The 13,263-nt window shown below is 38.2% G+C and carries 12 protein-coding genes; 5 read left to right on the top strand and 7 right to left on the bottom strand.

The window, feature by feature from the left end:
- Positions 1–131: 131 nt before the first annotated feature.
- A complete protein-coding gene (locus FC37_RS08005; RefSeq protein ID WP_025006208.1) occupies positions 132–1,442 on the bottom strand; it encodes an NCS2 family permease in 1,311 nt (436 codons plus the stop codon).
- Positions 1,443–1,620: 178 nt separating this feature from the next.
- Here FC37_RS08005 and FC37_RS08000 point away from each other — a divergent pair, with 178 nt between their 5' ends.
- Positions 1,621–2,355 (top strand): MerR family transcriptional regulator, encoded by a 735-nt coding sequence (locus FC37_RS08000; protein ID WP_025006209.1) that lies wholly within the window; start codon positions 1,621–1,623, stop codon positions 2,353–2,355.
- Positions 2,356–2,562: 207 nt separating this feature from the next.
- Here the strand turns inward: FC37_RS08000 and FC37_RS07995 are convergent, their stop codons facing one another.
- Positions 2,563–3,870, bottom strand: coding sequence for an NCS2 family permease (locus FC37_RS07995; RefSeq protein ID WP_025006210.1), 1,308 nt, complete (start codon positions 3,868–3,870; stop codon positions 2,563–2,565).
- Between the two features lie 223 nt (positions 3,871–4,093).
- Here FC37_RS07995 and FC37_RS07990 point away from each other — a divergent pair, with 223 nt between their 5' ends.
- Entirely contained in the window at positions 4,094–4,894 is an 801-nt protein-coding gene (locus FC37_RS07990) for a Cof-type HAD-IIB family hydrolase (protein ID WP_025006211.1), read from the top strand.
- A 47-nt stretch (positions 4,895–4,941) separates the two neighbouring features.
- On the opposite strand, the gene FC37_RS07985 is transcribed toward FC37_RS07990, so the two are convergent.
- The 3 genes from FC37_RS07985 to nagB all read right to left on the bottom strand — a co-directional run bounded on the left by FC37_RS07985 (position 4,942) and on the right by nagB (position 7,308).
- Positions 4,942–5,628 carry a deoxynucleoside kinase gene (locus tag FC37_RS07985; RefSeq protein ID WP_025006212.1) on the bottom strand — a complete coding sequence of 229 codons (687 nt, stop codon included), beginning with the start codon at positions 5,626–5,628 and terminating at the stop codon, positions 4,942–4,944.
- A gap of 24 nt (positions 5,629–5,652) precedes the next feature.
- Positions 5,653–6,300, bottom strand: a complete 648-nt coding sequence (locus tag FC37_RS07980; protein WP_025006213.1) for a deoxynucleoside kinase — start codon at positions 6,298–6,300, stop codon at positions 5,653–5,655.
- A gap of 288 nt (positions 6,301–6,588) precedes the next feature.
- Positions 6,589–7,308, bottom strand: coding sequence for a glucosamine-6-phosphate deaminase (gene nagB / locus FC37_RS07975; protein WP_025006214.1), 720 nt, complete (start codon positions 7,306–7,308; stop codon positions 6,589–6,591).
- Positions 7,309–7,425: 117 nt separating this feature from the next.
- Here nagB and FC37_RS07970 point away from each other — a divergent pair, with 117 nt between their 5' ends.
- Both FC37_RS07970 and FC37_RS07965 read left to right on the top strand, forming a co-directional pair.
- Positions 7,426–8,253, top strand: coding sequence for an aldo/keto reductase (locus FC37_RS07970; RefSeq protein WP_025006215.1), 828 nt, complete (start codon positions 7,426–7,428; stop codon positions 8,251–8,253).
- Between the two features lie 106 nt (positions 8,254–8,359).
- Positions 8,360–8,965 carry an ECF transporter S component gene (locus FC37_RS07965; protein WP_025006216.1) on the top strand — a complete coding sequence of 202 codons (606 nt, stop codon included), beginning with the start codon at positions 8,360–8,362 and terminating at the stop codon, positions 8,963–8,965.
- A 33-nt stretch (positions 8,966–8,998) separates the two neighbouring features.
- On the opposite strand, the gene FC37_RS07960 is transcribed toward FC37_RS07965, so the two are convergent.
- The gene (locus FC37_RS07960) at positions 8,999–11,335 is read right to left on the bottom strand and encodes an ABC transporter ATP-binding protein/permease (protein WP_025006217.1); all 2,337 of its coding nucleotides are present in this window, start codon (positions 11,333–11,335) and stop codon (positions 8,999–9,001) included.
- A gap of 24 nt (positions 11,336–11,359) precedes the next feature.
- Positions 11,360–12,463, bottom strand: a complete 1,104-nt coding sequence (locus tag FC37_RS07955; protein WP_056945593.1) for a YdcF family protein — start codon at positions 12,461–12,463, stop codon at positions 11,360–11,362.
- An 88-nt stretch (positions 12,464–12,551) separates the two neighbouring features.
- Here FC37_RS07955 and FC37_RS07950 point away from each other — a divergent pair, with 88 nt between their 5' ends.
- Positions 12,552–13,205, top strand: a complete 654-nt coding sequence (locus FC37_RS07950) for a CPBP family intramembrane glutamic endopeptidase (protein WP_025006218.1) — start codon at positions 12,552–12,554, stop codon at positions 13,203–13,205.
- Positions 13,206–13,263: the final 58 nt, after the last annotated feature.

The following is a 13,263-nucleotide window of genomic DNA, read 5'->3' as shown; positions in this document are numbered from 1 at the left end:
AGAGTTTTATTTTTTATGCAATGTGTTGGAGGAACAGGATGTGGCTATTTCCCCGGAAATAAAAAGATCAACTTAGATTTTTTGACCTAAATTGATCTTTAACAAAGAGATTTTTATATGAAGTAAAAGGTTTATTTAAAATTCAAAACAAAGAAGTAAATGACAAAGACTATAAATAGAATCCACATCATTGGTGTAATCTTCCTGAACTTCTTAGCAGCGATCATGGAAATTGGATATACAACAATTCCCCAACCAAGACCGTCTGAAATTGAGTAAGTCAAAGGCATCCCTAATGCGATTAAGAAGCATGGAATGGCAATTTCAAGATCAGTCCAGTGAACATGGGCTAAGTTTTCAGCCATCAAAACTCCGACGATGATTAAGGCTGGTGCAGTAACTTGGGTAGTGAAGACGCTCAAGATAGGTGAGAAGATGGTAGAAATAAGGAAGAAAATACCAGCCCATACAGCGGTTAAGCCGGTTTTACCACCAACGGCAATACCTGCACTTGATTCGACGAAAGCACCGACTGGTGAAGTACCAAGAACAGATCCAACTAACATACCGGAAGAGTCGGCAGCTAATGCTTCACCAGCTCGTGGCATTTTATTATTTTTCATCAAGCCTGCTTGTTGCACTAAGCCGATCAAGGTACCAGTAGTGTCGAAGAAAGTTACTAAGAGGAAGGTGAAGACTACTACCCACATTTGGACGGTATTGATTTCACCGATATGGAAGATGGCTTGACCAAACGTTGGTGCGATGCTTGGAATAGATGAAACAATTCCTTTAGGCATTGGGATTTGCCCAATTGCGACACCGAAGATCGCTGCTAAAATCATCCCAATGAAAATGGCACCGGGTACACGGGCAATCATCAAGAAAATAGTAATGATCAATCCGAAGATAGTGATCCAAACTGTAGGGTTATTCAAGGAACCAATAGTTACTAAAGTAGAATCACTATTTTGAATTAAATGTCCGCCTTGTAAACCGATAAAAGCGATGAAGAGACCGATACCAGCAGAGATGGCATATTTAATATCTGCAGGAATTGCATCAATAATCATTTCACGTACTTTAAAAACAGTTAAAATGATGAAAAGAATAGATGCCACTAAAACGGCGGCTAATGCAGTTTGCCATTTCACCTTCATACCAAGGCAAACGGTATAGGTGAAGAATGCGTTTAATCCTAATGTAGGGGCCGAGGCAATCGGGTAATTGGCGACCAATCCCATGACCACACAGGTGAATGCGGCAGAAAGAGCAGTTACAGTGAATAATGCTCCTTTATCCATTCCGCTGGCTCCCAGAACGTTTGGGTTAACGAAAAGGATGTATGACATACTAACAAAAGTAGTCAGGCCGGCTAATAGTTCGGTTTTAAAAGAGGTATTGTTCTCTTTTAGATGAAAAAATTGGCTAATAACGTTCATTTAAACCTCCAAAATTTATATAAGATGAACATTTACTTAAAATTATACCTAAATAGTTAATAATTACAATATGAAATACAGATTTTGTTCGATTTTATCAATGAATACGCTTCATTTTAGAAAAAACTTGACCTTAACCTAGGGTAAAACCGTATATTTAAATTAGGAGGTGACAGCAATGTCGCAGAAATATTCTATTGGTGATGTCGCAAAAATGCTAAACATGACGACGCGTGCAATTCGGTTCTATGATCAAAAAGATTTGGTCAAGCCGGAATCTATTGGTGAAAACGGCTATCGCTATTATGGCGAAGAGCAGATTCAAAAATTAGAGCTGATCAATTACCTACGAGAATTAAACTTTTCGATTAAACAGATCAAGCAATTACTTAATGATCGAAAAGGACCAGATTCACTGCTATTGCTCTTTCAAAAACAAATTGAGGAAAATGATGAGCAGATTGCAGATTTAAAACGAAGGCAAACAAAATTACGTCATTTAGCAAAGACAATTGCTACACGAAAAATAGATGCAGATGGTTTAACAGACATTGCGAAAATTATGAAAAAAGAAACTAGATTAGCTAACTTAAGAAGAAAAATGTGGTTGTTTGGTTTTTCAATTCTATTAATTGAAGTAGTTGGCATCTTCAGTGCATACCAGTTTAAACAAAGTGATGCCTTATCTGCGATGTGGCTGAGCATAGCGATTATGTTGATCTTAGTTTTAGGGGTAACTGCTTTTTTGACAAAATACTACTATGACCAAGTAGAATATGTTTGTCCTAATTGTGGGACCAAATTTATTCCGGCATTGATTACATTTATTTTTTCAGCTCATACACCAAAATTTAGAAGACTAGCTTGTCCAAAATGTCACCAGAAGTCATATTGTTTAGAAATTGCACGATAATATTTCCTAGGAAATGGAGTATTGTATAGATTATAGTCGAGAAAATACTCCATTTTTATGTTTTTATCGATTATGATCGATAAGGCTGATGATTTTTGCATTTATATCGATTATAATCGACATAAATATATGAATCCAAGTAGTAAAAAAGACTAGTAAATCAACGCTTTTCAACGAAGATTACTAGTCTTTCTTTTTATTATTCGGTTAGAAATTCAAAACCCATAAGAAGATCAGGAATACTACAAATAGTACCCACATCATCGGTGTGACTTCCTTACCACGCTTAGCTGCAAGCATGCAGATTGGGTAAGAAATCATCCCCCATGACAAACCATCAGAAATTGAGTAGGTAAGTGGCATACCTAAAATAATAAGGAATGCAGGAACCGCAATTTCTAACTTGTTCCAGTGAATATGAGCAGTATTTTGTGCCATCAAGACACCAACGATAATCAAAGCTGGTGCAGTAACTTGACTAGTGAACACGCCCAAAAGTGGACTGAAGATCATTGAGATCAAGAAGAAGATTGCTACAAAGACGGCAGTCAAACCAGTTCTACCACCAACGGCAATACCGGCACTTGATTCAACGAACGCACCAACTGGTGAAGTACCAAGAATTGAACCAACAGCCATCGCACTTGAGTCAGCAGCTAAAGCTTTACCAACACGTGGCATCTTGTTGTTCTTCATAAAGCCGGCTTGTTGAGCCAAACCGATCAAAGTACCAGCAGTATCGAAGAAAGTAACAAGTAAGAAGGTTAAGACAACAACCCACATTTGAACGGAATTAATATCCTTAACGTGGAAGATAGCTTGACCAAAAGTTGGAGCCAAACTTGGAGCAGTTGAGATCACCTTGTGTGGCAATGCAATTTGACCAGTACAAATACCGAAAATAGCGGCCAAAACCATACCGATGAAGATCGCACCTGGAACGCCCAAAATCATCAAGATAACAGTTACAAGCAAACCAAAGATGGTGATCCAAACAAGTGGATCGTGAAGTGAGCCTAAGCCAACCAAAGTTGATTTATTTGCGACGATTAACTTACCGTTTTGTAAACCTAAGAAGGCAATGAACAAACCGATACCTGATGAGATAGCAAACTTTAAGTCAGCTGGAATTGAATCAATGATCTTCTCACGTAATTTGAACAGAGTGATCAAAATAAAGATGATTGATGCAACGAAAACGCTGGCTAAGGCAGTTTGCCATGAAACATGCATCCCAACACAAACGGTGTAAGCGAAGAATGCGTTAATACCAAGAGCAGGAGCTTCACCAATTGGGTAGTTAGCAACAATACCCATGATTGCAGTACCAAGCGCACTGGCTAAAGCAGTAGCAGTAAAGACAGCACCTGTGTTCATGCCACTGGCACCTAAAACGCTAGGGTTAACAAACAAAATGTATGACATACTAATGAAAGTAGTCAAACCAGCAATAAATTCGACTTTAATGCTGGTATTGTATTTATCTAGTTGAAAATATTTCCTAATAAAATTCATAAAACTCTCTCCAAATAATTGTTCGTGTTTTTACTTTTTTAAAGCAACTATTATACTTTAGCATTCATGATTAAATTTGTAAACACGAATTATTATCAATAGATTATACTGATTTATTATAATTTGCTGTACAGAGATAGACTTTAAGCACCAAATTACTTTCATTATCAGTTTTTTAGCATTATTCTTAATTACATAGATTAAAGAGATTAAGGGTGAGCAAATGTCCGCAAAACTTATTTTTTCAGATATTGATGGCACGTTAATTAATGATGAATTGAAGGTAACGCCAAAAACGCGTGATGCAATCCGCCAACAGATTATTAAAGGAAATGTTTTTATTCCAGCTTCTGCGCGCCTTCCTAAGGGAATTACCACTGCAGTAGGGCAGATTCTGAAGGTTTTCCCGATGATTGCCTATAACGGTGCCTTAGCCTTGGATGAAACGGGGAGAGCCTTAATTACGCGCTTCTTTGATGCAAAAAAAGCTGCCGCAATCTGTCGTTATGTAGATGAGCAAAATAATGGCTCGGCTTGGAATATCTATAGCGGCTATGTGTGGTATTGCGCTAAAGAAAAGAGTCCGCTGGTTGAACATGAAGAGAAAATTGTCGATGTTAAGGCCACTCCGGTTACTGTTGATCAAATTGAGCAATTGCAGGGCGTACACAAGGCTTTGATCATGGGCAAACCAGAAGAACTTGATCGTATGCAAAAAGAATTGATTAAAAAATTCCCAGATTTGAGCTTTGTCAGATCCTCAAAAACACTACTAGAAGTCGTACTAAAAGGCGTAAGCAAGGCCAGTGCAGTAGCAATTTTAGCGAAAGAATACAGGATACCACTAAAAGATTGCATTGCTTTAGGTGATAACTATAATGATGAAGAAATGCTGGAAGAAGTAGGTCATCCAATTTTAATGGGTAATGCACCCGCAGAATTAAAAGAGAAGATTGGCTTAGATCATGTGACGCTCGATAATAATCATGATGGAATTGCTGAAGCGTTGGCAAAATTTGAATAAAGAAAAACCGCATAGAATTTCTATGCGGTTTATTATTTCCTAGGAAATTATGCTTCGATTTGGATATCTGTTGGCTTTTTCCAATCTTCAGGAAGCTTTCCCATTTCTTTTAATTTGTCTGTGATTTGATCCAAGACTACTTGCTTGTCGGCTGGATTAGCCATGAAATCTAGTTTATCGCCATCGATTTCCATCTTTGGTGAGTAATCGTAATTCTCATACCAAGGCTTGTAATAGCGAAGCAGACGCTTATAGTAGTCTTCTAGAGTTGAGTCATAACTCAATTGTTCATATGGACGACCACGCTTTTTAATCCGTTTAATCATGGTGTCATATGAAACATTAATATGAACAAGCAAATCTGGATTCTTCTTAGGCATTCTTTCAAGCTCGTTCATCATATTGTGCAGAAGTTCATAGTAAGTATCCACTTCTTCTGAGGTTGCACGACCAATGTCAGCGTTCATTTGGAAGAAGAGCGCATCTTCGTAGATAGAACGATCGAGTACATTATTATCTTCAGTAAGAGCATCTTTAATGCTGTGAAAACGCGTGTTTAAGAAGTATACCTGCAATAAGAAAGCATATTTCTTAGGATCAGCATAAAAGAGTGGCAGAACTGGATTGTCGTCAACACTTTCATAAAATGGCTTAGTACCTAAATATTTGGATAAAATACCTGTTAAACTGGATTTCCCGGCTCCAATTGGCCCGCTTAAAACAATAACTGTCATCACGTTCCTTCTTTTTATTCAGTCTTATAAGTTACCGATTTCGTGCAACTTCTCATCAATTTCCTTCAATACTTCTCTTTGGGCATCCATGCTAGAAACAAAATCAAGTTTGTCACCATTAATAGCCATCTTAGGAGAAGCATCATATTGTTCATACCAAGGCTCATAGTATCTGAGCAATCTAGCGTAGTAATCCTTCAAGCCTGGATCTGTGCTGATTTGTTCAAATGAACGACCACGCTTTTTAATGCGCTTAAGCATGGTATCAAGTGAAACATGGATGTAGATAAGCAAATCGGGCTTCTTGCTTGGGTTGCCTGGCGTATCTTCCATCATGTTTTCAAGCAAGTCATCATAGATCTTAAATTCTGTAGGATCTGCGACCTTGCTGTCAGCGTTCATCTTGAAGAAAAGCGCATCTTCATAGATAGAACGATCGGATACGCTGTTCTTATCTTTAATAGCTTGATTGATTTGAGCTAAACGGTGGTTAAGCAAATAAGTGTTAAGTAAAAAAGTGTAACGCTTCATATCCTTATAATAAAGCGGCAAAACAGGGTTACTATCAACGCCTTCGTAAAATGCTTGTGTACCTAGGTGCTCTGCTAAAATACTGGTTAAACTGGATTTCCCGGCTCCAATTGGCCCGCTTAAAACAATAACTTGAATCACATTCTTTCTTAAATACCAGATATTGTACAATTAATAAGTTTAATACGAGATATTGTGGCACACAAGCTCTTTTTTAATTCTGTTTCACACGAAAAAGTCAAGGGTAGAAATGAAAAATCGGATAGGAATGAAACATAATTCAATTAGAGCAGAGAAATTATAAAAAATGAATTATACTTCAATATTTAGAGCAAAAATGCGATTTAGTGAAGTATAATTCACAAAAATAGCTAGGTCTTCTACGATTGTAGAAAGCCTAGCTTTTCATTTTTAGGGATAAATTGTTATTTAGTTCTTGTATTTGTCGTCTAGTTCTTGAGCTGCAGCCTTATCAACGATGATAGTTACATCAGGATGTTTTTGTAAAATTGATGCAGGCACTTGTTCAGTAACTGGTCCTTCAATCATTTCTTTGATTGCTTGTGCTTTCTTTTCACCGAAGGCCATTAATACTACTTTTTTGGCTTGCATAATGTTGGCATTACCCATACAAATTGCACTCTTAGGTACTTCATCTTCGTTGTCGAAGAAACGTGAGTTAGCTTTGATTGTATTTTCAGTCAACTTAACTTCGTGAGTACCAATGTCAAATGGAGTGCCAGGTTCATTAAAGGCAATGTGACCGTTACGGCCGATACCTAATAGTTGCACGTCAATTGGATTATCTTTGATAATTTGATCGTATTCTTTGCAAGTAGCAGCAACATCTTTAGTCATGCCGTCTGGAACGTAAGATTTCTTGAAAGGCTTTTTGTCGAATAAGTGCTTGCGCATGAAGTAGTGGTAACTTTGAGGATTATCAGGTGTTAAGCCAACATATTCATCAAGGTTAATGCTAATTAAGTTTGAACAGTTAAGATCACTGTTAGTAAAGTTTTGATAAAGAGTTTCAGGGGTAGAACCGGTAGCTAAACCTAAAACTTTAGCACCATTTTTGATTTCATTTTCAAAAATCTCGAATGCTTTTGCTCCACCTTGAATTTTGTTTTCAGTAACAATAATTTTCATTTTAAAGCCCTCCTTTACTGGTCTAGTCCATTATAAAATGGAATAGACCATTTTGTCAATTGGTAAAATGAAAATCGCAGAACTATGTTAAAATTTGAGTAAAGGAAGTGAATACGGATGGATTTTGAAAAGTTAACAGGCTTAGGTATAGGTACTTGGGGGATTGGTGAAGATCCCAAAAATAAAAAAGATGAAATTGCGGCCATTCGCTATGGTTTAGATAATGGCTTGAACATTATCGATACAGCAGAAATGTATGGTGATGGCAAAAGTGAAGAGCTGATAGGCGAGGCAATTAAAGATTACGATCGTGATAAATTGTTTTTAATTTCAAAATTCTATCCCTATCATGCGACTCCTGAGCTAGAGAGAAAGAGTCTGGAAGCTAGCTTAGAGAGATTAGGTACTGATTATTTAGATTTATATTTATTGCATTGGCGCGGTAATCATCGTTTATCAGACACGATTCGCGGTTTGCAAGCTTTGCAAAAAGAAGGATTAATTCGTCACTGGGGCGTTTCTAACTTTGATACGTCTGATATGAAAGAATTATTTAGTGTGCCTGGTGGAACAAAATGTTTTGCTAACGAAGATCTCTATAATATTAAGGAACGAGGCACAGAGTTTGATTTGCAAGACTGGCAAACAGAGCATGGCGTCAGCTTTATTGGTTATTCTCCGTTTAATTCTGGAGCAGGAGACACGATTAGAATTACGCAGAATTTGAAGATCGTGGCTCGTGATCATGGTGTAACACCGCATCAAATTATGCTTGCTTGGACTTTGCGCAATGGCAATGTGTTGGCCATTCCAAAAAGCAGCAGTATTAAACACATGAAGGAAAATATTGCTGCTCAAGAAATAAAGTTAACTGATGACGAGTTAAGGTTAATTAATAGTGATTTTCCAATTCCAACGGAGAAAACTCCTTTAGCGGTAATTTAAGTAAAAAATAAAAGACTTGTTTCATGTGAAACAGGCCTTTTTTGCTGAGAAAAAATTCTGACTATGGTTTAATTAGTAGTATCTTTTTAATGAATTGGGGATAAAAATGAGACGAGAAGAAACGAGACGCATGACCATTACTGCAGTTTTTGCAGCTATTTTGATCATGCAAACTTTCGTACCGAATATTGGTTATGTGCGAATCATTCCGGCCTTGCCTGCAATTACCACGATTCCGATGACAATTGCGATTTATGGTACTTTGATGGGCCCTAAGGCAGGTTTAGGATTTGGATTATTTTGGGGAATTACCAGATTAATCGTTGCATATACGCAACCTGGAGATATGGTCAGCTTGATGCTGTTCCAAAATCCAGTAATTTCTGTTGTGCCTAGTGTTTTAGCAGGCTTTTTTCCAGGCGTAATTTCCAGAGCAATGGGCAAAACCAATTATGCCAAGTTAGGCTACATTTTGAGTGGAGCAGTAACTTCATTGACCAACACGATCATGGTAATTTTACTGACAAGTATTTTCTTTATGCATGATCCAGCTAGTCTGCTCCATTATTTAGGCAACTATAATTCTAGCACGCCGCTGATTCTGATTTTGATTACAGCGCTAGGTGCAAATGGTGTGATTGAAGCAATCTTCACTGCATTAGTAGTGCCGGTGATTGTTACACCACTTAATTTAGTGTTGAAAAGAGCGTAAAAAACAGCGTTAGTAATTCTAACGCTGTTTTTCTTATTCGCTTCTAAGCGCGATAGCCGCGTCCTTTTTAGCTGCCATTCTAGCAGGGATGTGACCACCAATTAAAGTTAATACGGTTGAAATAGTAATTAAAATCAACGCAGCTTTTGGATCAAGCTGAGCAACATTAGCTAAATCGGTAATCTTATAAATCACGCTGTTGATTGGAAATGTTAATAGGTAAGCGATGAAGACACCGAGCACACCAGAGAAGACACCTAAGATGAAGGTTTCGGCGTCAAAGACGCGAGTGATATCTTTCTTGCGAGCACCTAAAGCCTTCAAGACACCAATTTCCTTGGTTCTTTCGAGAACTGAAGTGTAGGTTAAGATACCGATCATGATCATTGAAGTGATCAATGAAATTGCGGCAAAGGCAACTAGGATAGTCGTAATACCGCCAAGCAAACCACCAGTCATAGTCGTTACGGCACTAGACATATCGGTGTAGATGATCTTGTCGGCCTTCTTTTTGCCCTTGTTCCACTTATCAAGGTAATCAAGAACCTTGTCCTTGTCATCAAAGTTGTTAGGGTAGATCATGATGCCAGTAGGGATGCTTGAACCGCCTAAGGTTTGCATGATCATCTTCTTTTCATTAGCCTTCATGCTTTGTCCAGTTAAAACACTGCGGTTAGACTTCTTTTGAGCCTTCACGATGGCAGAATTCTTGTTGTCGTTGATGACATCTTGAGAAAGCTTGTCGCTATATGCGATTCCCGTTGATAAAAGAGCCATCGAATCTTCATTCTTAGGTCTAATTACCCCAGTTAGCTTCAGCTTGGTACCGCCGTTGTACATTGCTGAATTAGCTTTCTTAGGAACAAACATCCCCGTAGGTAATTCTTGGTAGTAGTCATTATTATCAACGATACTGAATTCTTTACCGATTAGCTTACTAAATTTAACACGTTCTTTGTTGTCGACATCAAAGCCAAGGTTCTTCAAAGAATTAATGTTAATGGTATTTTTATTGTCGGTTACTAAAACGAGGTCAGTAGTTTTGCTTGGCCAATGACCAGAGAGCAACTGATAATTTTGCTTCAAGAATGAGCTCTTATTTTTATTTAAAGCGGTAGGAAAAACAGAGGAACCAATTCCCATCGAACTCATTGCCTGTGAGCGCAGTGCTGATATCGACGCACTTTGATCAGGATCTGCATTTGAGAATTGAACGCGCTCTACCTTGCCATTGACTTTAGAAAGCAGGTTTAAATTAACTGCTCTTTGATAGGAAACATTGTTGGCATAGTTAGGATTGATCTTTTTAATGTAATCAACGTACTTTTCAGTGATCTTGTTAGTATGCTGCGCTTCCTCACTAGGATCCTTTTTCGCCGTGACATAGCCCCGATTTTTAACATTTTTATCTGAATCTTCGTGGTTATTCATCGAAGTCATATCAGTAGCCGTCTGCGAGATTGCAATCGGGTACTTGGCTAAAGCCTTACTCATGGTTGTATTAATTTGCTTTTGAAAACCGTTAGAGATCGAAAGCACGACAGCAATAGAAATAATGCCGATACTGGAGGCAAAAGCAGTTAAAATAGTTCGACCTTTCTTGGTCATAATGTTGGTAAAACTAAGCTTAATTGCGTTCCAGTAAGACATCTTGGTCCGCTTTAGATTGAAAGTATCTTTTTCATCCTCTGGCTTAAAGGGTTCGGAATCATGTTGAATCTTGCCATCTTGGAAATTGACGATTCGAGTAGCGTATTTTTCAGCTAATTCCGGGTTGTGCGTAACCATGATGATTAAACGATCCTTAGAAAGCTTCTTGATCAATTCCATGATTTGTACAGAAGTTTCCGTATCAAGCGCACCAGTTGGTTCGTCACAAAGCAAGATATCGGGATCATTGGCAATCGCACGGGCAATGGCAACACGCTGCATCTGACCACCAGATAGTTGGTTAGGGCGCTTGTTGATATGCTCTTTTAATCCAACTTCAGTCAATGCGGCAATGGCTTTTTCATGCCGTTCCTTTTTACCAACACCGGATAAATTCATCCCCAATTCAACGTTAGCAATGATTGATAGGTGGGGAATCAAATTATAATTTTGAAAAATAAAGCCGACGCTGTTGTTGCGGTAGGCATCCCAATCGGTTTCCTTAAAATTCTTGGTTGATTTGCCGTTAATGATCAAATCACCTTTGTCATAACGGTCAAGTCCGCCAATCACGTTCAACATTGTCGTCTTACCAGAACCACTTGGTCCTAAGATGGCGACAAATTCCTGATCTCTAAACGAGATCGTTACATCATCTAGGGCATGAGTGATATTGTCTCCAACCTTGTATGATTTAAAAATGTGTTTTAGTTGTAGCATTCAGTCCCTCTCTTCTAAATAGTTTTAGATCACACTAAACTTAATATTACCTGTCGCAACTAAGATAGCTTGTAAGATAAAGAATAAAACTATTACTCCCATGATAACGAAATGACGGCGTTTATGCATGACAAACACTCCGGCAAATTCGCGAATGATAGCGTTAGGCAGATAGTAAAAACGAGTAAAAGCACCGACACCGTTGGCTTTTAGGCCCACTTCTTTAGCTAAAAGCGCCGCTCTAAAAATATGGTAGTTGTTACTAAAAAATTTGGCTTTAAAATTACTACCGCCAAAGTCTTTAGTAGCTAATCTCTTAGAAAAAAGCATATTTTGGTAGGTGTTTTTGGATTTATCTTCAATTAGTAAGTGGTTAGTCTTAATACCCCGTTTTCGGGCAAATTTTGCCATTGCTACGGCTTCGGGTATCTTTTCATCAGGTCCTTGACCGCCTGACATGATGATAATAGGGCGCTTCCTGCCTTTTTGATATTGGCGGTTAGAGTATTGGATAGCCCGGTTGATGCGAGCTGCAAGGAGCTTAGAAACGCGATCACCGTTAATTAATCCAGCACCTAGTACTATTAAATAATCTTGCTTGTAACGGCGTGGGTAGATTTGATATAAGAGCAGATTGACCAAGAAATTGTATAAAACTAAGCCTAGGTAAATAGCGATAGCTGGAATTGAGGCAAGTAAGACGCTGAGCCAGCGCGGTAAGTATTGTCCTGGGCCGAATAAAAATATCAGACTCAGAATTAAAGCAACGAATCCGAAAATTAATGTTAAAAGGTTAGGCAACGTATGACTCTCATATTTCCAAACAAAGTAGGCGTTCCAAAATAGAAAAAGCCAAGCGAAGATTAATAGAGCAGTAATTAAGAAAAATGCCGCTAAGACTAATAAATCATAGGCTCGTTGCAAACCGTGACTCGTGCTTTTATGCACCATAACGGTGATCCAAATTACTACTGAAGCAAGAAAAATGGTAAAGAACACGCCATTAATTAAACGACGTGGTTCAACTAGCCATGAGATTAAAAAGACAAAGAACATGACTAGCATGAAAACTGAGATGTAGAAAAATTCGCCTCGTCTCCCAAAAAAGGCGATGATTTCATTCAACATGATGCCCCCTCCTTAGTCATTTTGAGTTATTTCTATTATAATGGAAACAATAGTTAAAAGATGAAAGAATCAAGGTGTTGATAAGAAAATGGCGAAATTTTGGCATTACCTGGGAAATATTGCGGGAGCTATTTTGTCGCTCGCTTTATATATCGAATTGCAAGTATTTTATTTTTACCCACAAAGAATTAGATTAGATCATATGCGTGCGTTAGTGACCGCGCTGGTAACGGTGATCGTACTCTTCGTAATTTTCAATCTGTATAAGCGGCAATTGAAGGAGCACAATGATTGGGGTTTTAATCAGGCGCCACACTGGGATATGCGAAGAATCGCCATTGCAATAATTGGTTTTGTTCTGATTCTTATTGTCTCAATGGTGATGTTAAGCTTGGTTGGCCGAGGCGTTTCGAATAATCAACAAGCATTGAATAAGATTGAGCTGCATAGTAAGGGCTTGTTTGAAATTATGGTAGTCTTTATTGCGCCGTTTTGTGAGGAAGTCGTCTTTAGAGGGATGTTTTTCAATATTTTCTTCACGAAGAAAAAGATTACGAATAAGTGGCTCGGCATCATTTTTAGTGGCTACTTGTTCGCTTATATGCATGATCCGATGCTTAGCAAGTTTATCTTTGTATATTGGGGCTTAGGTATGGTGCTAGCTTGGGTCTACATGCAGACGAAGGACTTACGTTACTCGATGCTGGTGCATATGTGTTATAACGCTCTGGGCTTTATTTGATAGAGTGAAAATTAGAGTATATAAAAATCCCGTTACATCAAACGTAACGGGATTTTTG

Source organism: Lactobacillus gallinarum DSM 10532 = JCM 2011 (genome assembly GCF_001434975.1).
GTDB lineage: Bacteria > Bacillota > Bacilli > Lactobacillales > Lactobacillaceae > Lactobacillus > Lactobacillus gallinarum.
This window is presented reverse-complemented; position numbering and strand designations above follow the sequence as displayed.

Bases quoted from the DNA above. Each gene is read 5' to 3' on its own strand.
- FC37_RS08005 (WP_025006208.1), bottom strand. From the start codon at position 1,442: ATGAACGTTATTAGCCAATTTTTTCATCTAAAAGAGAACAATACCTCT.
- FC37_RS08000 (WP_025006209.1), top strand. From the start codon at position 1,621: ATGTCGCAGAAATATTCTATTGGTGATGTCGCAAAAATGCTAAACATG.
- FC37_RS07995 (WP_025006210.1), bottom strand. From the start codon at position 3,870: ATGAATTTTATTAGGAAATATTTTCAACTAGATAAATACAATACCAGC.
- FC37_RS07990 (WP_025006211.1), top strand. From the start codon at position 4,094: ATGTCCGCAAAACTTATTTTTTCAGATATTGATGGCACGTTAATTAAT.
- FC37_RS07985 (WP_025006212.1), bottom strand. From the start codon at position 5,628: ATGACAGTTATTGTTTTAAGCGGGCCAATTGGAGCCGGGAAATCCAGT.
- nagB (WP_025006214.1), bottom strand. From the start codon at position 7,308: ATGAAAATTATTGTTACTGAAAACAAAATTCAAGGTGGAGCAAAAGCA.
- FC37_RS07970 (WP_025006215.1), top strand. From the start codon at position 7,426: ATGGATTTTGAAAAGTTAACAGGCTTAGGTATAGGTACTTGGGGGATT.
- FC37_RS07965 (WP_025006216.1), top strand. From the start codon at position 8,360: ATGAGACGAGAAGAAACGAGACGCATGACCATTACTGCAGTTTTTGCA.
- FC37_RS07960 (WP_025006217.1), bottom strand. From the start codon at position 11,335: ATGCTACAACTAAAACACATTTTTAAATCATACAAGGTTGGAGACAAT.
- FC37_RS07955 (WP_056945593.1), bottom strand. From the start codon at position 12,463: ATGTTGAATGAAATCATCGCCTTTTTTGGGAGACGAGGCGAATTTTTC.
- FC37_RS07950 (WP_025006218.1), top strand. From the start codon at position 12,552: ATGGCGAAATTTTGGCATTACCTGGGAAATATTGCGGGAGCTATTTTG.